Consider the following 21171-nt stretch of genomic DNA (forward strand, 5'->3'; position numbering starts at 1 on the left):
CAAAATTAGTCACAATAAGAAGGATGATGTAATGAAAAAAACTTTTCAATTATCGGTGATTGCTATGGCTATGATAGCCAGCAATACCTTTGCCGCACAAGTCGTAGAAGGCCCTACTGGAAGTGGGACTGGTGGAAACAATGTCAGTGGAACGGATACGATTGCTGTCGGACAAGGAAATGTTGTTGATAATAATAGTACCTCGATTGGTTATTTCAACCGTGCCACTGGCCAAAATAGTTTCGTGGCTGGTTCCAGAAACAATACTAATGACACCAATAACTCTGTAGCAATGGGTGGTTGGAACTTTCAAGATACTCATGGGGATAACAGTATTGCTGTAGGTGCGGATGTTGTAACAGATAAGCTGGGCAGCATTGCCGTAGGTAATAGTATTCATGTTTATGGTGAAAATGCGACTTCAGTAGGTGGGCACAATCAGGTTGCCGGAAATCAAGCAACTTCATTCGGTGATTGGGCTTGGACTGGTAATGATGCTGCTACCGCGATCGGAAGTCAGACTTATGCAAATGCTAAAAATGCAACGACTCTAGGCTATAACGCAGAAACAGCTGGTGAAAATGCACTACGTATCGGTGCCCAATCCTCTGGATCAGGCTTAAATTCTATTGTGATAGGTAGTCATGCGACAGCGACAACTGAAGATTCAATTCAGCTTGGTTCTGGTGGTGCTGGTGCAGCAGGCATTCCTGGGACATCTATTGCTGATGATAAAAACTCTGTTGCGATTGGCTATGGCTCTGATACACAGGGTCAAGGAGCAAGTAGTGAAAATACGGTCAGTGTTGGTGGTGCTTTAGGAGGGGCGATTCGCCGTATTACTCAGGTGACGGATGGTGTGGATGATAAAGATGCCATTAACGTGTCGCAGTTGAATGATGCGATTGCAGGTCTAACTTCTGGCGCTGAATTGATTACTATTGCTGATGGTTTATTGACAACAGAGAAAGAGCAGCGTATTGCGGCTGACACCGCTGCAATAAATGCAATTGCTGCAGAGGCTACAGCACGTGCAGCAGGAGATACTGCATTACAGTCATCACTGAATGATGAAGCACAAAAGCGTGCGAATGCTGATGCAGCCCAAATTGTTGCTCGTACAGCAGCCATCGATAAAGAAGCTCAATTACGTGCAGCAGCAGATGAAACTGAAAAAGCAGCACGTATAGCAGGCGATGAAGCAGAGAAAGCAGCACGTATAGCAGGTGATGAAGCAGAAAAAGCGGCTCGTATTAGTGCAGTTAATGCTGAAGCGCAAGCGCGTATCGCTGGTGATGCGGCTGAAGCAGCAGCGCGTGCTGATGCTGATCTTGCTTTGACGAATCGTATTAATACTGAGGCAGCAACTCGCACCAGTGAAGTGAATCGATTAGATGGTCGTATCGATCAAGCAAGTCGTCGTTTAGATGATATTGAGAAAAGTGCCTACCGTGGTGTAGCAATCGCATTAGCAGCACAACAAGCTGTACCCAATATCCGTTCTGGTCAAATTGCCTTATTTGCAGGTGTTGGTCATTACGAAGGAGAAACAGCAGGTTCAGTGGGTGTTGTGACCTCTTTTATTGCGAATCGAGTTTCTTTGAGTGGTGCTGTAGGCTTTGCAGGTGGGAATGAAGTGGGAGGACGGATTGGTTTAAGTTATTCCTTCTAGATTTGCATAGTCTAAATGAAGATTCAAAAATAAAGAGAATTTGAGTGTTATGGATTGGCGAATTTTAAATTCAAATTCTCTTTTTTGCTCCTCTTGGGTTACTTTTATTCAGCATGGAAGTAACCTTTTTTTATTTTTCGATTAAATCAGCTTATTTGATTGATAGATTGTTATATCTGAGCAATTTAGTTGGTTTAAGTATCTGTTAAAATATTTTGAAATCTATAAAACAGGTGATAGGACATCATCTGTGAAAAATATCGATAATAAGGCTGATTGGGGCAATATGAATGGCAGATATACAATCCAAGCTTTGCTTGATGTTAATGGGGACGTTACTTTTTACAGGCTGTACAGATGAGAATGGTAATTTTAGTGTTGGTGTTAGTTTAGGTGGCACAGGCACAGGTGGTTTATCTGTTGGAACCGAAAGTCCAGTTCCCAAACCTCAACCAGATATTAATCCTGATCGAATGGAAGATGATGCAGAATATGCAGTTGCATATCCTAATCCTGTTACGCAAAATTGTGATGGTATTGAGCGTACAATTCAATTTGTGAGTCACTATGCACCATTTTCTCCAATGGTGCAGGGCGATAGAATGGATCTCCTAAGTATCCATAATGGTTTAAAGGTGAGATATAAATTAAAAGTAGTTGTTAAAAATAATACATCAGCGCCAATGTATGAATATATTAATAGTTGTGATGCTGCTTTTCAGTTAACAGGAACAAAAACATCGAAGAAAGCTCAAACAGATTATTGTTTAAATGATGAAACGGTGAATACCTATCAACCGAATGAGTCTCGAACATATTATTATTCTTTTAATTTACCTAATATTTTACAAAACTGGACTGCAAGCTATCATACACAGTACTCAAAAGAGTTATATGCATCTAATTACGATGATGAAAATGAGAGTAAGCGAACACAGTGCGCTCCATTAAGTACAATTCTTTTAATCGACCAATATCCTTCAACGAAAGATGGTGCTCCTCCAACATCAAGTACAGGGGGTACAGGAAATAATAATTCTGGATCGAATAATAATTCGTCTACCAATCCTACACATCAGCCTCCTATTTTTGGCGGTTTTGATTTGGGTGAGGGTGATACTGAAAGTCCTTCTTTCGGCGGTTTTGGTTTAGGTGATGAACCTTAAAAGAATGTCTTTTCACTTTTAATGTATTTTTTATGAAATAGAAGGCGATAAATATTTTTATCGCCTTTTTACATTTTCAATACTAGTTATATACAGCGCTACAAATTTAAAGAAATATGAATATGCGAACATATTCAAACTGGTTAGTTTTTAGGATTTTAAGGTTCATAAAAATTATTTATCAGTTTTTTGCTGTTTATTTGATCGTATTTTTGCCTGTATCACTTATGAGTTTTTAAAAATTAACTAATTGAAGATAGGTAGATTCAGACGGTGATACTGTTTTTAGTGTTGAATCGCAGCATATGCATTCTTTGTTTGATCAACCAGTTGGAATCGTTTTGAAATTCTATTCTCAGTTACTTTAAGTAGAACAAAGTTTAGGTATTAATCGTAATAACGGGAGTTTTATGTTTTCACCCTATATCCATGCATTTGCATTGTTTTTTTCATTATTGAATCCGTTCCTGATGAGTGTCTACATGGTCGGGATGATTCGGAATACAGATGTAAAAGTATTTAATAAAGCATTGATTCAAGGGAGCTTAATTGCTTTTGCTGTTTTTGCATTATTTGCATGGGGCGGTGAGAATATTTTTAGTCGCTATCTGAATGTAAGATTTGAATCTTTCCAAATATTTGGTGGATTAATTTTCCTTGTGATTGGTTATCGGTATGTGTTTCAGGGTGCAGAAACAATCGGTGAAATGCGTGGTGCTCCTGAGCATTTGGCAGGGACGATTGCTATGCCTTTTATGATCGGACCAGGAACAATTAGTGCTGCGGTTGTAACAGGCGTGAGTGTTCCATTTGGAGGAGCAATTGCTGTGATTGCCCTCACATTGGCGTTAACTTGCAGTATTCTTATCGCGATGAAATATGGACACGATCATTTACGCTACAAGCATGCTAAGTATATTGATCGTTACTTTGACATTATGGGGCGTTTATCTGCCTTACTGATCGGTACAATTGCTGTCGATATGATCGTTAATGGCGTGATGGGACTCATTCAATCTACAAATTTAAATTAAATTATCAGATATAAAATTTTGTATGATGAGTATTTATCTAGTTAATAACACATTGTTAATTTTAGATAAAATCTAATAAAAAGGGTCTATATGTAATCCTACTGAAATAATGTTTCGATCTATCATAAAAATAGTTGATGATGTTTTATACATTTATACGTATTTTTACGTTGAGGAATGAACGATAATACACATGTTGTATTCTCCTATGAGTTCTCCTATGTATCCATTAGATCAATTGAACCAAGCACCTGATGATCAGTCAGAGCTTACAATGTCAGTTTTAATGACACCTGATATGGCAAACTTTTCAGGTAATGTTCATGGTGGAGCAATTTTAAAACTGCTTGACCAAGTTGCTTATGCTTGTGCAAGCCGTTATTCAGGCAGCTATGTTGTGACCTTGTCTGTTGATAAAGTTAATTTTAAAGAGCCAATTTACGTTGGTGAATTAGTCACATTTTTAGCGAGTGTTAATCATGTAGGACGTACTTCTATGGAAGTCGGCATTCGTGTAGAAGCACAAAATATTCAAAAGCGTACAATCAGACATACCAATACATGCTATTTCACCATGGTTGCTGTGGATGAGGAGCGTAAACCTAAAGTTGTTCCGACATTAAAATTAGATACGGATTGGAAGCGTTGTCGTTTCGAAGCTGCAGAACAGCGTAAAGACCTACGTTTACAAGAAGTACAGCAACCTTCTTGCAGTATTTTCAAGAAATCTAGCCAGTGTTGATTTATTCATCATATTTCTAGTGATCTAAAAAAAGATCGAACCGCAGCAAGGTCCGATCTTTTTTTATTTGTAAAGATGAGTCAGATCATTACAAATGTTGTTCTAAAGGGTCTGGAGGAACCTGAAGATCAAATTATTTACTAGCCGTCGGAGCAGCTGTTGTTGCTGCATCACTTGCTGTGGTGTCTGTCGTAGCTGGATTTAGAGTTTCAGGTTGCTCCTGAGTTGATACCACGACTTTCTCTTCGGTGGTTTTGGTGCTATGTGATTTGTCATGAGCCGAAGCTGCAAATGTTGTTGCCGCTGTTAAAGCAAATGTTGTCGCAATTAAAGTCTTAATGAGTTTCATGTTTGGCATCCATATTTAAACTTAATTAAAAAATTACAGCTTCAATTCGAGAGATGAGTGAGAACAAATCTTGAATTTCTGCATGAGGTTTATGCTAAGTGCCTAAGTTTTTTACAGCAATATTCTTAACAATCTTTTACGGCAAACTTAACAATAGCGCATCATAAAACGCGGTTTTGTGATGCGCTTGTAAAGTTAAATGCCTGAACCGATCAATAAAATGTATATAAATATGTATTTTTGATTAAAAAATAATCTACAATTTTACGTGTTTTAAACATGAGCTTTATTTTGCAAAGAGTTTAATAATTGGATAAAACATTTATATTTTAATTTTAAATAGTATTTTTAGATTGATTTTGTGATTATATCCTCTTTATTTTTGTTTTAATTGAAGTGTTTCATAAATTTTATGCTTTATTTTATTTCGTATATTTTTCTCTTTAGAATGAAATAAATTTTTAATGCGAGTAAATCGTGAAGTTCATTGCTCCCAAAATTGTTACTACTCACATTATTTCTGGTTTTTTAGGTGCAGGTAAAACAACGCTATTACAGCATTTATTAACCCAAAAGCCTGAAAACGAAGTTTGGGCTGTTCTAATGAATGAGTTTGGGCAAATAGGTGTTGATCAACAACTGATTACCCAACAACAAGGCTATGCTGTCAAAGAACTACTTGGTGGATGCTTGTGCTGTAGCAGTCAACTTCCTATGCAAATTGCATTGGCTCGCTTACTCAGTGAAAGTAAACCTGATCGTTTATTTATCGAACCAACGGGTTTAGGTCATCCTGCACAATTATTGGAACAACTGACCGAGCCACATTGGCAAAGTAGTTTAGCAATGCATGCTTTGGTGATTGTTGTAGATGGGAGTCGTCTACATGATGAAGATTGGGTTAAACAGAACTTATATACCGATCAACTTAAATCTGCACAAATCGTAGTCCTCTCGCATATTGATTGTATGTCAGTAGCAGATCATCAAGCTTATGCAGCTTTAAAACAAGAATATGACACTTATGTCCAGCATTGGATTGAAGTTGAGTGTGGCAAAATTGAATTGTCTCAGATTGATATTGTGCAACAACCTGTACAACGTAAGATCCAACCTTTACTCAAGTTACAACGAACACAGGCTATTGAGCCTCCATCAGAAATAAAACAACTTCCATATCATTATGTAGAAACGGCTCAAGGTTATACCGTTGCAGGTTGGAAATTGCCTAAACGCTGGCAATTTAAATTTTTTGAACTGTTAGATTTGTTGTGTGCGCAACAAAATTGGGTCCGCATCAAAGGCATATTTAATACGGATCAAGGTTGGAAAAGTTTTAACTTTAATCCTCAACAATTTAACTATAAGTCTGCCGAAGAGAGTATTGATAATCGAATTGAAATTATTTGCCAATCCGAACAAGATTGGTTGGGGTTTGAAACACATTTATTAAATTGTCGTCTTGATCTAACTGATGCTCAAAATGATTAAAGCCGATATTTTCTGTAATAAAATAGAGTATGCTTAGCGCCAAATTTGAGTACACCGTATTTAAGAGTATTTTTCATGGCGCTAAAAGCAACAATATATAAGGCAGATTTGAATATTGCCAATATGGATCAGCATATCTATGCAGATTATCAGCTAACACTTGCCTTACATCCGTCAGAGACTATTGAACGTTTGATGGTTCGTATTCTTGCTTATGCACGTTATGCCGATGAGCGATTAGAATTCACCAAAGATTTGTTTGAAACGGATGAGCCTGCGTTATGGCAAAAAGATTTAACAGGGCTTTTAGAAAATTGGATTGAAGTCGGTTGTCCATCTGAAGATAAAGTGAAAAAAGCCAGTGCTCGCTGTAAGAAAGTGGCTGTGATTACCTATGGTTCACAAGCTGCTGATTGGTGGCAAAAAAATACCAAGATTAAGACTTTGAGTAATGTGGAAGTTTGGCAATTAGCATCTCAGACTACACAGGCACTTGAAGGCTTATGTGAACGCACGATGCAATTACAGCTTAATATTATGGATGGAGAGTGGACTTTGCTGAGCGATAAAGGTCAAGTCGATATTCAATGGTTACAATTGCAATAAATCTGATTGGGAGTAAAAAATGAGCGCTGAATTACAAATTATTGATTTAAAAGTGGGTGAAGGTAAAGAAGCTGTTAAAGGTGCTTTAATCACAACACACTACACGGGGTGGTTAGAAGATGGTACTCAGTTCGATTCTTCAATTGACCGCGGGAATTATTTTGAGACGGTGATCGGTACTGGACGAGTCATCAAAGGTTGGGATCAAGGCATCATGGGAATGCGCGTTGGTGGGAAGCGTAAATTAATCGTACCTGCACATTTAGCTTATGGCGAACGCAAAATGGGAAAAATTATTCCAGCAAATTCAAATCTGACTTTTGAAATTGAATTATTTGATGTTAAAACTCGCGACGAGTGATTTAGTCTAAATTATGCAAAGCATGATGGCATTGATTTGATTGCTTAATTCATGCTTTGTGAAATAAAGTACAAAAACAATACAAATGAAAAAAATGATTTAAATCTAATATTTTGATTTTTAACATTTTTATATTAATCTTCTTTTTTTAACAATCTGCTTAAAATTATTGATTCTATAGACGGTTCTGTATATCTTTTAAAGAAAGAGCAATGCATTCTGAATCAAAGTTTTTACAAAAAATGTGATGTTAATTTACCTTTTGGAAAAATTGCTTTTAATGTTGCCATCCATGATCAGCAGATTCATAAACATGGCGAGGTAAATTATAAAAAATCTATGCTTGTGTTAACGAGCACCAAAAATTTGAGTGAGTGAGGCAGCTATGAATGATTATTTGGATATTACCGCTTCTGAGCTATTAAAAGAATTACATAATTTTTTCTTGATTAATACTTATAATGGCGCTGAAAATGGTTTTTGGGTCAATGAAAAAGCATTGATTGATAAACATTATTGGATGGATGGAGAGAACAAGGTCGAGATTCTACGAGAGGTGAGTCCTTCACATCAGCATTCACATCCTGACTATCAGATTACCTTATTATCTCCATTAGAAGGGAATGTCGTCTTGCTACAATATGATGGCGTGAATAAAAAGATTCAGACTTTCCGTCGTGGTGAATGGGTAAATCGCTTATATAAATATTTTTATCAAAAAGAACGTTATTATTTACAACAACTTTCTGAGCATCCAAATTTTCAGCTCATTCAATATTAAGCTTTTATATTTAGCTCATTAGGTTCTTAATACGTATCGTGTTAGGAACCTAATCACATATTGCTAAAATATTGATGTATATTGCGATAAAATTTATAAAATATTTTTTTAAGATTATTTTCAGTTTTTAAAATTATAAATACAATCCTTGCTCCCAGCTGACTCGCTAAAAATCTTATTTGTCCACAAATTGTAAGATGATTCATGCATGATTCGCGCTCAGCCATTTTCGAATATTGAGAAGATATCTCTATGACAACACGTTTAGTGTCTCCGACCTTAAAAACATTTTTAGGTCTAATGATTGGTTTAGTTGCGACTACAGCAACTTTTGCAGAAAATTCCAAAATTGATGCGACAACGTTAACCGTCATTGGTTATCATGAAATTACCGACCATAAAGATGCACTCATCCCCAGTTATGCAGTAACAGCACAACAATTCAGCGAGCACATCGATTGGTTACAAAATAATGGTTATCACTTTATCAATGTCGATCAACTGATTAAAGCGCATCAGGGCAAATATACTTTACCAACTAAACCTGTGTTATTGACAGTAGATGATGGTTATCAGTCTTTTTATCAAAATGCTTATCCTATTGTACGTGCGAAAAAAATTCCAGTTGTATTAGCAGTTGTTGGTTCTTGGTTAGAGCCAAAAGCTAATCAGAAAGTGGACTTTGGTGGGGAAGAGATTACGCGCAATAAAATTTTGAGTTGGAATGAACTCAAAGAAATGCAAAATAGTGGCTTAGTTGAGATCGCAAGTCATAGCTACCATTTGCATCGAGGAGTAAACGCAAACCCTCAAGGTAATTCAGAACCAGCAGCGATTACTCGAATCTATGATTCAAATACGAAAACCTATGAAAGCGATGCAAATTATCAAGCACGTGTTTATCAAGATCTAAAGAAAAATAATGAATTATTGCAGGCACATGGTTTACGTTCACCACGTGTCATGGTTTGGCCTTATGGTCGCTATAATATGCAATTAGTGCAAATTTCTAAACAATTGGGCATGCCGATTACCATTACTTTGGATGATGGCGCTGATCATGCCAAACAATCGATCCAAAATATGGGGCGTATTTTAATTCAAGGGAATATGTCAACCAATGCCTTGGCACAAGAAATTAAGAACCGCGAACTGAACTTAAACGATAATAATCGTCCACAAAAGATCATGCATGTGGATTTAGATTACATCTATGATCCAGACCCACAACAACAGGAACGCAATTTAGGTAATCTGTTAGATCGTATCAATGGGATGGGAGTAAAGACAGTTTACTTACAAGCATTTTCAGATCCTGATGCAAATGGTTCTGCTGATATGGTGTATTTCCCAAATCGTCATATTCCAATGCGTGCGGATTTATTTAACCGAGTAGCTTGGCAAATTCAAACACGTACGCCAGTACAGCGTTTGTATGCTTGGATGCCTTTACTTGCATGGGAGTTACCTAAATCAGATCCAGTGTCAAAGGATTTGGTTGTCACGCAACAAGCAAAAGCGGGCGAGCATTTGAATATGGGATATATCCGCTTAAGCCCATATTCCCCAAAAGCAAGACAAACCATTAAAGAGATTTACCAAGATCTTGCAAAATCTACGCCATTTGATGGTCTGTTATTTCATGATGATGTGACATTATCTGATTATGAAGATGCAAGCCCTCAAGCACTAGCAGCCTATGCGAAACAAGGTTTGCCAACGGATCTGGCTAAAATACGAAATAATGACGACAAGTTACAGAAATGGACTGCTTATAAAACGCGTACCCTAGATGATTTTGCAATGGAGCTAGCAGGTGAGGTGCGTCAATATCAGCCTTATTTGATGACTGCACGTAATTTGTATGCGCAAGTTGCCCTTAACCCGTATGCCGAAAATTGGTATGCGCAGTCTTTAGAAGAGTCATTAAGACGTTATGATTTCACTGCAATAATGGCAATGCCTTATATGGAGCAATCGGATAATCCCGAAAAATTTTATACGGATATTATGAATCGGGTGAAACAATATCCAAACGGGATTAAAAAGACAGTGATGGAGTTACAAGCGATTAACTGGCGTAATGATCAGAAGATTCCTTCAGAAGAAATGGCAGCAACAATTAAGTCGCTTTATCAACAAGGTGCGATGCACATTGCATATTATCCTGACGATCCGATTAAAGAACACCCAGATGTAGAAACTATGCGTAAGGCTTTTGCTTTAAAATCATCACAATTAGTACCATAACGGAGTAATGTGTCGATGAGTATAATTGCTTTATTATGGGCTTATGCCATTAAGTTTGTGTTTTACTATCCATTATTTATGTCTTATTTATGGATGGTAGGGGCAATTATTTTCTACTGGAAAGAGCGCCAAGATCCTCCATATCAGCAGCCAGCAACTTTGCCTGAATATCCTAAAGTTGCTGTACTCGTTCCTTGTTTTAACGAAGGTGATAATGCAGAAGAAACCATTAGTCATGCTTTGCAATTAGATTATCCAAACTTTGAAGTGATTGCGATTAATGATGGTAGTTCTGATAACACGGGCGAAGTGCTGGATCGTCTCGCGGCGCAGCATGAAAAATTACGTGTTGTGCATCTCGCTCAAAACCAAGGTAAAGCCATGGGACTGCAAGCGGGCAGTTTAATGACTGATGCGGAGTTCTTGATTGGTATTGATGGTGATGCATTACTAGATCCTCATGCTGCTAAATGGATGATGCGTCATTTCCTAGAAGACCCAACAGTTGCAGCAGTCACGGGTAATCCACGTATTCGTACACGTTCAACTCTATTGGGACGTATCCAGGTTGGTGAGTTCTCTTCAATTGTTGGCATGATTAAACGCGCACAACGTACTTTTGGCCGTTTATTCACAGTATCAGGTGTAATTACTGCATTTCGTAAAAGTGCCGTACATCAAGTTGATTATTGGTCTCCAAATATGTTGACTGAAGATATTGATATCACTTGGAAATTACAACGCGCAGGTTGGGATGTTCGTTTTGAGCCAAATGCTTTGGTTTGGATTTTGATGCCTGAGACTTTCAATGGTTTGTGGAAACAACGTTTACGTTGGGCGATGGGTGGGGCACAAGTTCTGATAAAGAATATTGATGTGTTCTTTAAACCAAAACTTAATTTTCTCTGGCCTTTAATGTTGGAGCTTTGCTTAACATTAGTATGGTCATATTTGATGTTGATTATGGCTGTCATGTGGTTGTTACATTTTGTATTTACAATCCCAGCCCTTGCTATCGTTAGTTCACCTTTTTTACCATATGGTAGCGGAATTTTATTAGGTGCGACCTGTTTAATTCAGTTTGCTTTAAGCAAATGGATGGATAGTCGTTATGAGCCAAGCCTAGGGAAAAATTATTATTGGATGATTTGGTACCCATTTGTGTTTTGGTTAATTACGATTACTGCTACAATCGTCGCCTTTCCAAAGGTACTGTTGCGTGGTGATGAAAAACGCGCCCGTTGGATTAGCCCTGATCGTGGAATTCGCTGAGTCGCAAGATTCATTTTGCTGAGACTAGAAATGAAAGCAAATAGTTTGATTATCGATGTACGTCGCCAACTCCCATGGCATAAGCGTTATTTTTCTACGACCACAACAGCAATGATGTGGGCGGGTTGGCTGCTATTATGGCGACCATTTATCTTGGTTTGGGTGTTGGTTGAGCTACAAAAGACACATATTGCACAACGCTTAATGGCTGCATTCAGTCAGGGTCTTGAGCACGGCGTTACGGCCTTATTTATGTGTGCAATTGCATTATTACTATGGGGACTCTTACCTTCAAAGAGAGTTCATGATAAGCATGCAATTGAAAAAGCACTACCTGATTATGCACGTTATTTTGAGTTGCCTGAGCAAGAAATTCAAGCTGGTCGCCAACAAAAAGTAACCACGCTGCATCATGATGAAAATGGTAAGATTATTAGAGTTGAGTGAAATTTGTTCGATTGAGAAGTATAAATGCCTTAATTTTAATTAAGGCATTTTTTTATGCTTGTCTTAAATTTTAGGCATAAAAAAACCAGCTTAGGCTGGATTTTTATTTGCACCATATTTCATTAGTTGAAAAATGGTGCCCGAGGCCAGACTCGAACTGGCACGCTTTGTGGGCGGGGGATTTTAAATCCCCTGTGTCTACCGATTTCACCACTCGGGCATGTGCGCAATAATAGAGGAGACTTTAAAACTTGGCAAGAGTAAAAAGTATTAATTGCTTTCTTTTCAATCAATTCATGTGTTTATCAGATAAAAATTAAGCATTGTCATATAATTTTCATGATTATTTCATCAAACTGAGATCAAACTTTCATTTAAGCAACTTAGTTTTAATTATTTAAAGTAATAAAATTAAGGTAGCTATCCAAATGACAGCAAAAATTTCACGACGGGAACTCATTCAAAAAAGTTTATTCGGTTTTGGGGCATTGTCTTTATCTGCAGGATTTACAGGATGTAATGACAGTTCAGATCAAGAAACAGCGACATTACAAGTTAATTTTGAACATGGCGTTGCCAGCGGTGATCCACTACAGGATCGCGTGATTTTGTGGACACGCTTAACACCAAGTGATAGCAGCGCACGGTTGCAAGTCACTTGGGAAATTGCGTTAGATCAGCAATTTAAGCAAATTATTAAAACCGATAAAGTCACTACTGCTGCTGCGCAAGACTTTACTGTAAAGGTGGATGCAACTGGATTAAAACCAAATCAAAGCTATTTTTATCGTTTTAGCTTTGGTGATAAGATTTCGCCTATTGGGCAAACCAAGACTTTGCCAACCAGTACATCTAAAGTAAGTTTTGCAGTGTGTTCATGTTCGAATTATCCAGCAGGGTATTTCTATGTGTACCGTGAAATGGCTAAGCAAGATGTCGATGTAGTCATTCATTTGGGCGACTATATTTATGAATACGGTGCGGATGGTTATGCAGCGGAAGATGCAGCTAAATTGGGACGTACACTTGCTGCGGATAATAATAAAGAAATTATTAAATTGGACGATTATCGCAAGCGTTATGCGCTCTATCGTAAAGATAAGGATTTACAGTCCTTGCATCATCGTCATCCATTTATTGTTATTTGGGATGATCACGAATTAGCAAATGATGCATGGCGAGAAGGTGCTGAAAATCATACTGAAGAAACAGCAAATGCAAAGAATGAAGGTAAATTCTCTGAAAGAAAGTTAGCAGCATTGCAAGCTTATTTTGAATGGATGCCGATTCGTCCTGTGGACAACCAACATATTAAGATTTATCGACAGTTTAATTTTGGTGGTTTAGTTAATTTGATGATGTTGGACACTCGTATTATTGCGCGTGATGAACAGTTGGACTATGGGAAATTTATAAATCCAATGACAGGACAATTAGACGCAGTTGCGTTTCAAGCCGCTCTGTTTAATTCTACTCGAACAATCATGGGAGAAACTCAGAGAGAATGGTTGTTAGGCAATAAAGAGAAAAATATCGTCGGTGTAATACAAAGCTCAAATGCAACTTGGGATGTTTTGGGGCAACAAATTCTCATGACCAAAATGTTTGTGCCAGCAGAGTTGTTACAGGCTTTAGCTGAAATTACAGCTGGTAATCCAGGTCTAGATACTTTAAATAAAATGAATGCCCAAATCACTGAATTAGTAAAATTGAAACTGCGTTTAATACAAGGTGATCCGACGTTAACAGCACAAGATAAAGCGCGTGTATTAACGGTTGCACCTTATAACTTAGATGCATGGGATGGTTATTTTGCTGAACGCGAGATTGTGTATGGAACTTTGGCACAATTAAAGAAAAAGGTGGTTGTTCTAGCAGGGGATACTCATAATGCATGGTCATCCAATTTATACAGTAAGGATGGGGTGTTTGTTGGTGTTGAATTGGCAACAAGTTCTGTTTCTTCACCTGGATTGGAAAAATATCTAAATATTCCGCTAGACCAATTACAGCAGTTTGAGTTTGCATTCACAACGTTAATTGATGAATTGAATTACTGCAATTTAAATCAAAGAGGATATTTAATTGTCCAATTTGATGAAACTCAAGTCCAATCACAGTGGATTTATGTAGATTCGATCAAAAAATCTGAATATGTAATTGATAAATCACGAGGCTATCAATTGAGTTTGGATAAAAATTTATTGCCAGTGAAAACAGGGCAGCAAGTGGCTTAAGAGTTTTTGGTTGGTTCGTTATATCACGTATCAACCATTTATTTTTTAGTTTTTCTAATACTATTTATTAAAATAATTTTTGCATGTTACTTTCTTGGTTATAATTTGACGTAATTGTAATTTATTGGCGTAAAAAGTCATACTTTGAATAAATGTTAATAATTTTAAACCTTAAATAAATTAATAATTATAATCCTCGGTATATTTTATGCTGATTTATTTCATAAAAGTTAATAAAAAATATTTGATATTAATTTGAATGACACAACCTGTCATAAGGGTGTGAAAAATATGCATATGTGAAGAGAATAAAATGAATTGGGTAAAGAATGGCAAAAAGTTCTGAAAAAAGTGGGCTATTGGCTGAGCGTTTAGCCACATTAGTTGTTATGCTTTATCATGGTGAAAAGCTTGATTTAAAAGAGTTAGCTAAAAAATTTAATATCAGTGAGCGTACATTATCTCGAGATATTGATCGATTAAGAGCAGCCCATCTTTCAATAGAGCTAGATGAAGAACAAAAATATTATCTTGTTGGAGGAAGTTCGAACATTGGATTTAAGCAAGCAGATATTAATGACTTTGTGCAACTTTCAGGTATTCAAGGTTTATATCCTAGTGTAAAAGCGTCATCTTTAAAAAAATTATTTAAAGGTCATGAACAGGCAATTTATGAGGCAAAAGGTTATACATATGAAGATGCAAGTCAATTTGAAAAATTACTAACGATATTTTCAGAAGCAATAGAGAAAAATCAACAAATTGGTTTTTTATATAATGGTGAACCAAGAGTTGTTGAACCTTACCGTTTGATTCATCATCATGGCAGTTGGTACTTGGCTGCGGTAAGAAAGGGAAAACTTCTTACTTATCGGGTGAGTCGTATTGCCCGTTCTTATCAACAACATGAACTTTCAACATTCGAACCGAATCCGGATATTTTAAAACAATTGGAAGATGAGGATAGTATTTGGTTTGGGCAGCAAAAAAGTGAAGTTATTTTAAAAATTCATGCTGATGTTGTATTGCATTTTATGCAACGCCAACTTTTACCTGAGCAAGAGCTTGTTAAGACATTAGAAGAAGGTGGGATATTAATCTCCAGTAAAATTAGCCATGCCATGCAGCTTTTACCTTTGGTTAGGTATTGGATTCCGCATGTTGAAATTGTTAGTCCTGAACATTTACAGGATGAGTTGGAAGCTGGATTAAAAGGGTATTTGGAACGTTAGAAAGGGGAAATTTTATGAAAGAAGATATATTAATGACTGGGAAAAACCTAATTAGCGATATTGCTCAAGCAATAAAAAATGAAATGCAACCATTTGATGACAAAAGTCAAGAACGGCTGGATAAAATTGCGAAATCTAATCATCTAATAGATGGAAAAGAGAAAGGTGATCTAATCGAATTAGATAAAGCTAAACTAGCTCGTTTTCAATTAAAGGATATTGTCTTACCTATTACAACTGAAAATGAAATTCGTGAGGCTTTGATCAAGGTTAAATTTCATGAACTTATTTATCATTCATGGGGATTTAATGAGATTGACCCTTCTGGTAAAGGCTGTGTTCTAAATTTTTATGGTCCACCTGGTACAGGTAAGTCTCGTGGAGCAGAGGCATTAGCAGGTGAATTAGGTTTACCTTTTCTAAAAGTAGATTTAGCTGAGTTAGAAAGCAAATTTATGGGGGAAACTGCCAAAAACCTTTGTGCAGTCTTTAATGATGCTCAAGAAAATAATGCTCTCTTATTTTTTGATGAAGCAGATACAGTTTTAGGTAAACGTTTATCTTCAGTAACTCAAGGTGTAGATGCGGAAATTAACATGACACGTTCTACCATGTTAATTGAAATGGATAATTTTACAGGAGTTTTGGTATTTGCCAGTAATTTCCCTGAAAATTATGATTCTGCATTTAGAAGACGTATTTCGCATCATATTAATTTCCAATTGCCTGATTTAGAAGCGCGTATTCGTTTATGGGATATGCACATTGTTCCTAATATTCCTTTGCAATCTGAAAGCCGTGAAAAATTACTAGAAGAACTTGCTGAACAATCGGAAGGTTTTTCGGGTGGTTATATCTTGCAGGCAATGCGTTTGGCTTTACCAATGGCAGTGAATCCAATTCAACCTGATAATAGTCAGTTGACAAAGGAACATTTACTAAAATCGATTGATTTAGTGAAACGTGGGATGCGTGAAGTTGGAGGTGATGTTCAGGAACGTTTAAGTGATACCCGAGAAATGTTTGGTATTAAGAAAGCATCAGATGAGAATGTTTTGGAAGATCAGAATCCTATTATAAATAATGAATTTATTGAAAGTAGTGAAATTATCGTTGAAGGGGTAAATTAATGGGATTTTGGAGTAGTGTCGGTGGCTTTGTTGGGGGAGCTGTTCGTAGTGCAGGACGAGTAGTAGGTGCAGTTGCTTCTGGTATTAGTCGGGGTATTAGTGCTGTTGCTTCTGCTGGCAGTCGCTTATTTAAAAGTGCAGCTTCGGCAGTGAAACAAATGGCATCTAAAGTGCATGATTGGCAAGCATTAATAGGTGCAATGGTTAATGGTGCTAAAAAAGGTGCAAAGATGGGGTCTAAAAAAGGTCCTTGGGGAATGCTTTTCGGTGGATTAATTGGCGCAGGCGTCGGTGGGTGGCTTGAGTGGAAAAAACAAGCTGCTAGCCATCAATATATGCCTGAACCTATATATGAGACAGAAGAAAAAGGCGAAGTTGATACAGATATTGAACGCCTAGGTAAAATGATTACTGAATTTTTACCAGCGTTACAACGTAAATTTTCAAGTAATGCTCCAGTAGAAAGTTTTGAGGAATATCTGCGTATAGATGTATCAATGGCATTTATCCGTGACTTTTTAGAGCGTTTAGAAAAAATGGAAAGTACATCAGAGCTTACGCCATCTGATCGTCGTTTCATTGAATTAATTGACAAATTAGCACTTGATAAGCCAATGAGCGAAGCTGAATTACAAGAATTTGATGATTTAGTGAAAAAACGATTTGGCAAAAGCCTATTACTGATTGGTTCACAACGTTTGTTCTCCTTATGGACAAATGAAGAAGAGACTTGTAAACAAAATGTGAATCAGCAACGTACTGAAATTAGTCGAGCGGAAATTTATTATAAAGAGTTGGAAAGTCGAGCAAAATATAATTTGCCCATGACAGATGAAGAAAAGGCGAAATATGAAGAGTTAAAAGTTCATGTAACAAAAACTCGTCACGAGTATGAAAATTCTCGAAAATATTTGACCAATATTAGATTAATGACAGGGGTTGCAGAAGGTTTATTGCAACAAGCTGAAGCAGAAAATGCAGGTCAAGTAATTCGAGAGCAAGAACGAAAACGGGCAGATCGGGCTGGGGCAATCCTCGTTAATATGGAACGTACTCTAGATGAGGGTACTCAAGAACAAAGCTTACCACTTGCTGAACAAGATAAGGCATTTTTGGAGCAATATGTAGATTTACATATGCCGGCCGCGATTAAACGTCAAAAACAACATTCTCAAGAATTTGTGGAAGTTACTGTATGAACACTCTAATTGCTTTCTTATTACCACAAACTGGTTTGGACTGGTTTTTCTTCTTGTTACTTTTGGTTTGGATTGCTTTTTCCTTATATGCTGCTAAGAGGGCAAAAAGTAATATTGATCAGCGTATTCAAACTTCTCATTTTAAAAATATAAAATCTAGTGTAAGTGAATTATCTGCTGCTTTAAGGCATCCTTTATGGGATCACGTTATTGAAAATGCACCAGGATTCGCATTAGTTCTGGGCTTACTTGGCACATTTCTCGGGATTGGTTTAGCAATTCAGGGAGCGGGACAAATTTTGGCAGATATGAATTCAAATGCCACAAGTGCTACAGATATGAGACAAACTATTGGACATCTAAGTCCGATGTTAGCTGAAATTGGATTGAAATTTAAAAGTAGTGCTTGGGGGATATTAGCGCATATTTTTTTAAGATTTAGTATTCCTGCTTTTGGTATTGAAGAAAAGCGTTCATTAGAAATTTTTAAAGAACTAGAACAAGATGCACTTGATGAGGAAAAAGTAATCAATGAACGTTGGAAACAAATGGAAAATTTGCTTCAAGCAGCATTATTTACTAACACAGCACAGGCTGGTTCAATTGCTAAAGTAATGGAGACCCAAACTGAACATTTAGCAATTATTGCAGATGTACAGAAAAGCTTTGGTGATAATGTAAAAACATTAGGGCACTCAGTAAAAGAGTTTGAGAAAACTGTTGATGCTTTTAGAGGAAGCATGAAAACTGCAATTCAAGAAATGCAGGAAAGTGTAAGTAGTGCTAGCCAAGGATTGCATGATACTGTGGAATCTATGAAAGAAGAAGTGCGTACTACATTTACTCAATTTAGAGATAATGTATCGCAGACTTTAAGCAAAGTAGGGGAAGATATTTCTACATCAAGTCTTGCTATTAAATCTTCTGTAGATACATTAAGTAGTAGCATGGCAAAAGAGTTGCAAAATGTTACTACTGTTACAGCAAGTTTAACTACCCATTCTCGTGAAATGGCAGCAGCAATTACTGAGCAGAAACTAACATTGGAAGAAATGGTGGATAAGGTACAGTCTATTGCTGCTAAAGGGGCTGAATATGCGTTTAGTTTAGAAGATGTAACAGGGAATATTGAGAAACTTGCTGGTTCAGATGGTATTATTGCTAATAACTTGGCAAAAGTAGCCAAAAATACGCAAGAGAGTAATCAACATCTTGAAATTCTTGTTAATAATACATCCACCACTGAAAAAAATACATTAAGTAATTTACTAAGTAGGAAATAATTCTAATGGCAGATCACGCAAATAATGAGTGGATCTCTATTGGAGATTTTATGGCTGGTATCGTAGGTGTGTTGGTTTTATTTTTCGTTATTGCAATTTTGATTACTGCAACTTCACAAGCTGAGGCTGAAGAAAAAAAACAACAAGGAGCAATAAAAGTTATTAAGGCAATTGAACAGACATTAAAGGAAAGTGGAAGTTCAAAAGGGATTACTTTTTTACCGGAAAAAGGAATTATACGTCTTGAAGACTCTTCTTTTGCTCAAGGAAGCGCATGTTTGGATAGTAATTTAAAAAAGGCATTTCAAGAGAAATTTGCTCCATTAATTCAGAAAAGTATGATAGATAACCGATTTCTAGATATACAAATTGAAGGCCACACAGATGCTGCTCCTGTAAATGGTGTAAAAGCAAATATTATCCAAGTTTGTTCCCCATTTGACGATAATTATACGTTATCTGCTGGTCGTGCAAGAGAGGCAAGAAAAGCTTTATTTGCAAAGATAACATCATCTGAGTTAATTCAACGAATTTCTGTTGTAGGTTATGGTCCGGATCGGTTGCTGAACAAGGAAAACCCTAATGCTGCTAGCAATCGCCGTGTTGAGATTAGATTTATAATTCGGGATTTGTAGTAATTGATTTGATAATTTAATTCAGTATTATAGATGTATTATAATGCTGAATTATTTGCGTCTTCTATAAAACTATTAATTATAATATAGATTATTATTAAATTTTAAATAACCCATAAACCCAATAAACCTTAAAATCGGTGTAAAAAGACCAGAGATTAAAAACCAAAGTGAAAAAGATTGACCTTGGCTTTTTGCATAAGTTGCAACTAAAAAGCAAAAATACTAAAATAAGAAAAGGCATGTTTTAATTTCCTGATTACTTTATAATTTAGGCAACAAGCCATTCCTGACGAATATTAGTTACTTGATCACCGCGATTTAAATCAAATGTGACTTTTAATCCCAGCCTTAAATTGGCATCTTCTTGCCATTCATGACTAGAAAATGGATAGCGAACAGCATTTTCATCAATAACAACGCCTACTTTATTCAAAGGTGAATAATGTAAAATTAGCCCAATCATCTAATATTCTTTCTCATTATCTTTAGAAGTTAGAATAATTATGAATAAAGAGGATGACAGGTGATGTCATTTAAAAAGAATTATTTATAATTTTAGATTTAATTAGGTTCTAGAGAGTAAAAAACTCCCAAAATTAAATTGAGAGTTTGAATTAAAGGTTGAAGAAAGAGTTGAAATTATTTCACAGGTTCACCATAAAGATTGTTTTCATTTTCTCCTTCAGTGGCAAACCAGATTACTAATAAAATAATGCCAATAATAGGGATTAAACTAATAAGGAACCACCAGCCCGAACGCCCTGTATCATGTAAACGGCGTGCACTCACAGCTAAATCAGGAATAAAGGTGGCAAGTAAAACTAAACCCGTAAAAATTACTTCTGTTTCGAGCACCATATCAACAATAGAAGCAATAATCACTAGAATGAAAATACTTAAACGAAAGAACCAGTATTCCTTGCGTCTAGCCCGATCATTAAAGTTTACATAATTTTTCATACATTTGATAAACCAGTCAAAGACATGATAATGCTCTTCATCTTTTTCGGTGGCATTGGACTGATTTGCAATCCTAGGAAATGCACCTAAAGCTTTATAGATTCCAATAGCAAAACCCTGCTCATTTAAATCAAAATCGACTTTTAACCCACGTTGTGGAGAAGTGTTTTCTTTCCATTCATTACCAAAAAATGTATAGCGTTTTTGGTCATCCCCAGAAATAATCCCGCTATTGGTTTGAATCGAAAAATCAAGAATTGTGCCTTTCATTTTTATACTCCGTACATACGATTAGATAATGTATATTCACGGAGCTATTAT

At 36.5% G+C, this 21171-nt stretch carries 20 protein-coding genes and 1 tRNA gene; 17 read left to right on the forward strand and 4 right to left on the reverse strand.

The genetic code is table 11. The features are described 5' to 3' along the window. Nucleotides 1-31 precede the first annotated feature (31 nt). The 4 genes from AC0JIQ_RS04090 (at nucleotide 32) to AC0JIQ_RS04105 (ending at nucleotide 4614) form a co-directional block, all read left to right on the forward strand. Nucleotides 32-1672, forward strand: coding sequence for a YadA-like family protein (locus AC0JIQ_RS04090; protein ID WP_474202714.1), 1641 nt, complete (start codon nucleotides 32-34; stop codon nucleotides 1670-1672). A 290-nt stretch (nucleotides 1673-1962) separates the two neighbouring features. After that, nucleotides 1963-2838, forward strand: coding sequence for a hypothetical protein (locus AC0JIQ_RS04095; protein WP_474202715.1), 876 nt, complete (start codon nucleotides 1963-1965; stop codon nucleotides 2836-2838). A gap of 410 nt (nucleotides 2839-3248) precedes the next feature. Further along, complete coding sequence (locus AC0JIQ_RS04100) at nucleotides 3249-3872, forward strand: MarC family protein (protein ID WP_050040697.1); 624 nt, start codon at nucleotides 3249-3251, stop codon at nucleotides 3870-3872. Between the two features lie 220 nt (nucleotides 3873-4092). Then, nucleotides 4093-4614: an acyl-CoA thioesterase gene (locus tag AC0JIQ_RS04105; RefSeq protein WP_004663395.1), complete on the forward strand. Its 522-nt coding sequence runs from the start codon at nucleotides 4093-4095 to the stop codon at nucleotides 4612-4614. Nucleotides 4615-4747: 133 nt separating this feature from the next. Here the strand turns inward: AC0JIQ_RS04105 and AC0JIQ_RS04110 are convergent, their stop codons facing one another. Then, nucleotides 4748-4963: a hypothetical protein gene (locus AC0JIQ_RS04110; RefSeq protein WP_004663393.1), complete on the reverse strand. Its 216-nt coding sequence runs from the start codon at nucleotides 4961-4963 to the stop codon at nucleotides 4748-4750. A gap of 477 nt (nucleotides 4964-5440) precedes the next feature. Between AC0JIQ_RS04110 and AC0JIQ_RS04115 the strand changes: the two genes are divergently transcribed. The 7 genes from AC0JIQ_RS04115 (at nucleotide 5441) to pgaD (ending at nucleotide 12171) form a co-directional block, all read left to right on the forward strand. Next, nucleotides 5441-6454, forward strand: a complete 1014-nt coding sequence (locus AC0JIQ_RS04115; RefSeq protein ID WP_474202716.1) for a CobW family GTP-binding protein — start codon at nucleotides 5441-5443, stop codon at nucleotides 6452-6454. A gap of 75 nt (nucleotides 6455-6529) precedes the next feature. After that, nucleotides 6530-7060, forward strand: coding sequence for a YaeQ family protein (locus AC0JIQ_RS04120; protein WP_046739798.1), 531 nt, complete (start codon nucleotides 6530-6532; stop codon nucleotides 7058-7060). A gap of 19 nt (nucleotides 7061-7079) precedes the next feature. Continuing rightward, complete coding sequence (locus AC0JIQ_RS04125; RefSeq protein ID WP_005217778.1) at nucleotides 7080-7421, forward strand: FKBP-type peptidyl-prolyl cis-trans isomerase; 342 nt, start codon at nucleotides 7080-7082, stop codon at nucleotides 7419-7421. Nucleotides 7422-7806: 385 nt separating this feature from the next. Next, entirely contained in the window at nucleotides 7807-8202 is a 396-nt protein-coding gene (locus AC0JIQ_RS04130; RefSeq protein ID WP_474202717.1) for a hypothetical protein, read from the forward strand. Between the two features lie 252 nt (nucleotides 8203-8454). After that, nucleotides 8455-10452, forward strand: a complete 1998-nt coding sequence (pgaB, locus tag AC0JIQ_RS04135; RefSeq protein ID WP_050040689.1) for a poly-beta-1,6-N-acetyl-D-glucosamine N-deacetylase PgaB — start codon at nucleotides 8455-8457, stop codon at nucleotides 10450-10452. A gap of 15 nt (nucleotides 10453-10467) precedes the next feature. Beyond that, nucleotides 10468-11724 carry a poly-beta-1,6-N-acetyl-D-glucosamine synthase gene (gene pgaC, locus AC0JIQ_RS04140; RefSeq protein WP_474202718.1) on the forward strand — a complete coding sequence of 419 codons (1257 nt, stop codon included), beginning with the start codon at nucleotides 10468-10470 and terminating at the stop codon, nucleotides 11722-11724. A gap of 30 nt (nucleotides 11725-11754) precedes the next feature. Then, nucleotides 11755-12171: a poly-beta-1,6-N-acetyl-D-glucosamine biosynthesis protein PgaD gene (pgaD, locus tag AC0JIQ_RS04145; protein ID WP_004663380.1), complete on the forward strand. Its 417-nt coding sequence runs from the start codon at nucleotides 11755-11757 to the stop codon at nucleotides 12169-12171. A 134-nt stretch (nucleotides 12172-12305) separates the two neighbouring features. Here the strand turns inward: pgaD and AC0JIQ_RS04150 are convergent. Next, nucleotides 12306-12391 (reverse strand) — tRNA-Leu (locus AC0JIQ_RS04150). Nucleotides 12392-12599: 208 nt separating this feature from the next. On the opposite strand from AC0JIQ_RS04150, the gene AC0JIQ_RS04155 reads away from it, so the two are divergent. The 6 genes from AC0JIQ_RS04155 (at nucleotide 12600) to AC0JIQ_RS04180 (ending at nucleotide 19887) form a co-directional block, all read left to right on the forward strand. After that, the gene (locus AC0JIQ_RS04155; RefSeq protein ID WP_474202719.1) at nucleotides 12600-14408 is read left to right on the forward strand and encodes an alkaline phosphatase D family protein; all 1809 of its coding nucleotides are present in this window, start codon (nucleotides 12600-12602) and stop codon (nucleotides 14406-14408) included. Between the two features lie 329 nt (nucleotides 14409-14737). After that, a complete protein-coding gene (locus tag AC0JIQ_RS04160; protein WP_474202720.1) occupies nucleotides 14738-15640 on the forward strand; it encodes a helix-turn-helix transcriptional regulator in 903 nt (300 codons plus the stop codon). A gap of 14 nt (nucleotides 15641-15654) precedes the next feature. Continuing rightward, the gene (locus AC0JIQ_RS04165; protein ID WP_474202721.1) at nucleotides 15655-16770 is read left to right on the forward strand and encodes an ATP-binding protein; all 1116 of its coding nucleotides are present in this window, start codon (nucleotides 15655-15657) and stop codon (nucleotides 16768-16770) included. Further along, complete coding sequence (locus tag AC0JIQ_RS04170) at nucleotides 16770-17969, forward strand: hypothetical protein (protein WP_474202722.1); 1200 nt, start codon at nucleotides 16770-16772, stop codon at nucleotides 17967-17969. The genes AC0JIQ_RS04165 and AC0JIQ_RS04170 overlap by 1 nt, the downstream gene beginning before the upstream one ends. Next, a complete protein-coding gene (locus AC0JIQ_RS04175; RefSeq protein WP_474202723.1) occupies nucleotides 17966-19252 on the forward strand; it encodes a hypothetical protein in 1287 nt (428 codons plus the stop codon). Before AC0JIQ_RS04170 ends, AC0JIQ_RS04175 begins: the two co-directional genes overlap by 4 nt. Before the next feature lie 5 nt (nucleotides 19253-19257). Next, a complete protein-coding gene (locus tag AC0JIQ_RS04180) occupies nucleotides 19258-19887 on the forward strand; it encodes an OmpA/MotB family protein (protein ID WP_474202724.1) in 630 nt (209 codons plus the stop codon). A 271-nt stretch (nucleotides 19888-20158) separates the two neighbouring features. Here AC0JIQ_RS04180 and AC0JIQ_RS04185 read toward each other — a convergent pair whose 3' ends face one another. Beyond that, nucleotides 20159-20353 (reverse strand): hypothetical protein, encoded by a 195-nt coding sequence (locus AC0JIQ_RS04185; protein WP_474202725.1) that lies wholly within the window; start codon nucleotides 20351-20353, stop codon nucleotides 20159-20161. Between the two features lie 176 nt (nucleotides 20354-20529). Next, a complete protein-coding gene (locus AC0JIQ_RS04190; RefSeq protein WP_474202726.1) occupies nucleotides 20530-21120 on the reverse strand; it encodes a DUF805 domain-containing protein in 591 nt (196 codons plus the stop codon). Between the last annotated feature and the right edge of the window lie 51 nt (nucleotides 21121-21171).

It is taken from the genome of Acinetobacter sp. FB, assembly GCF_056033405.1.

Coding starts and splice junctions, on each gene's coding strand:
- AC0JIQ_RS04165 (WP_474202721.1), top strand. CDS start 15,655: ATGAAAGAAGATATATTAATGACTGGGAAAAACCTAATTAGCGATATT.
- AC0JIQ_RS04090 (WP_474202714.1), top strand. CDS start 32: ATGAAAAAAACTTTTCAATTATCGGTGATTGCTATGGCTATGATAGCC.
- AC0JIQ_RS04170 (WP_474202722.1), top strand. CDS start 16,770: ATGGGATTTTGGAGTAGTGTCGGTGGCTTTGTTGGGGGAGCTGTTCGT.
- pgaB (WP_050040689.1), top strand. CDS start 8,455: ATGACAACACGTTTAGTGTCTCCGACCTTAAAAACATTTTTAGGTCTA.
- AC0JIQ_RS04125 (WP_005217778.1), top strand. CDS start 7,080: ATGAGCGCTGAATTACAAATTATTGATTTAAAAGTGGGTGAAGGTAAA.
- AC0JIQ_RS04185 (WP_474202725.1), bottom strand. CDS start 20,353: ATGATTGGGCTAATTTTACATTATTCACCTTTGAATAAAGTAGGCGTT.
- AC0JIQ_RS04120 (WP_046739798.1), top strand. CDS start 6,530: ATGGCGCTAAAAGCAACAATATATAAGGCAGATTTGAATATTGCCAAT.
- AC0JIQ_RS04130 (WP_474202717.1), top strand. CDS start 7,807: ATGAATGATTATTTGGATATTACCGCTTCTGAGCTATTAAAAGAATTA.
- AC0JIQ_RS04155 (WP_474202719.1), top strand. CDS start 12,600: ATGACAGCAAAAATTTCACGACGGGAACTCATTCAAAAAAGTTTATTC.
- AC0JIQ_RS04175 (WP_474202723.1), top strand. CDS start 17,966: ATGAACACTCTAATTGCTTTCTTATTACCACAAACTGGTTTGGACTGG.
- pgaD (WP_004663380.1), top strand. CDS start 11,755: ATGAAAGCAAATAGTTTGATTATCGATGTACGTCGCCAACTCCCATGG.
- AC0JIQ_RS04160 (WP_474202720.1), top strand. CDS start 14,738: ATGGCAAAAAGTTCTGAAAAAAGTGGGCTATTGGCTGAGCGTTTAGCC.
- AC0JIQ_RS04105 (WP_004663395.1), top strand. CDS start 4,093: ATGTATCCATTAGATCAATTGAACCAAGCACCTGATGATCAGTCAGAG.
- AC0JIQ_RS04180 (WP_474202724.1), top strand. CDS start 19,258: ATGGCAGATCACGCAAATAATGAGTGGATCTCTATTGGAGATTTTATG.
- pgaC (WP_474202718.1), top strand. CDS start 10,468: ATGAGTATAATTGCTTTATTATGGGCTTATGCCATTAAGTTTGTGTTT.
- AC0JIQ_RS04095 (WP_474202715.1), top strand. CDS start 1,963: ATGGCAGATATACAATCCAAGCTTTGCTTGATGTTAATGGGGACGTTA.
- AC0JIQ_RS04190 (WP_474202726.1), bottom strand. CDS start 21,120: ATGAAAGGCACAATTCTTGATTTTTCGATTCAAACCAATAGCGGGATT.
- AC0JIQ_RS04110 (WP_004663393.1), bottom strand. CDS start 4,963: ATGAAACTCATTAAGACTTTAATTGCGACAACATTTGCTTTAACAGCG.
- AC0JIQ_RS04100 (WP_050040697.1), top strand. CDS start 3,249: ATGTTTTCACCCTATATCCATGCATTTGCATTGTTTTTTTCATTATTG.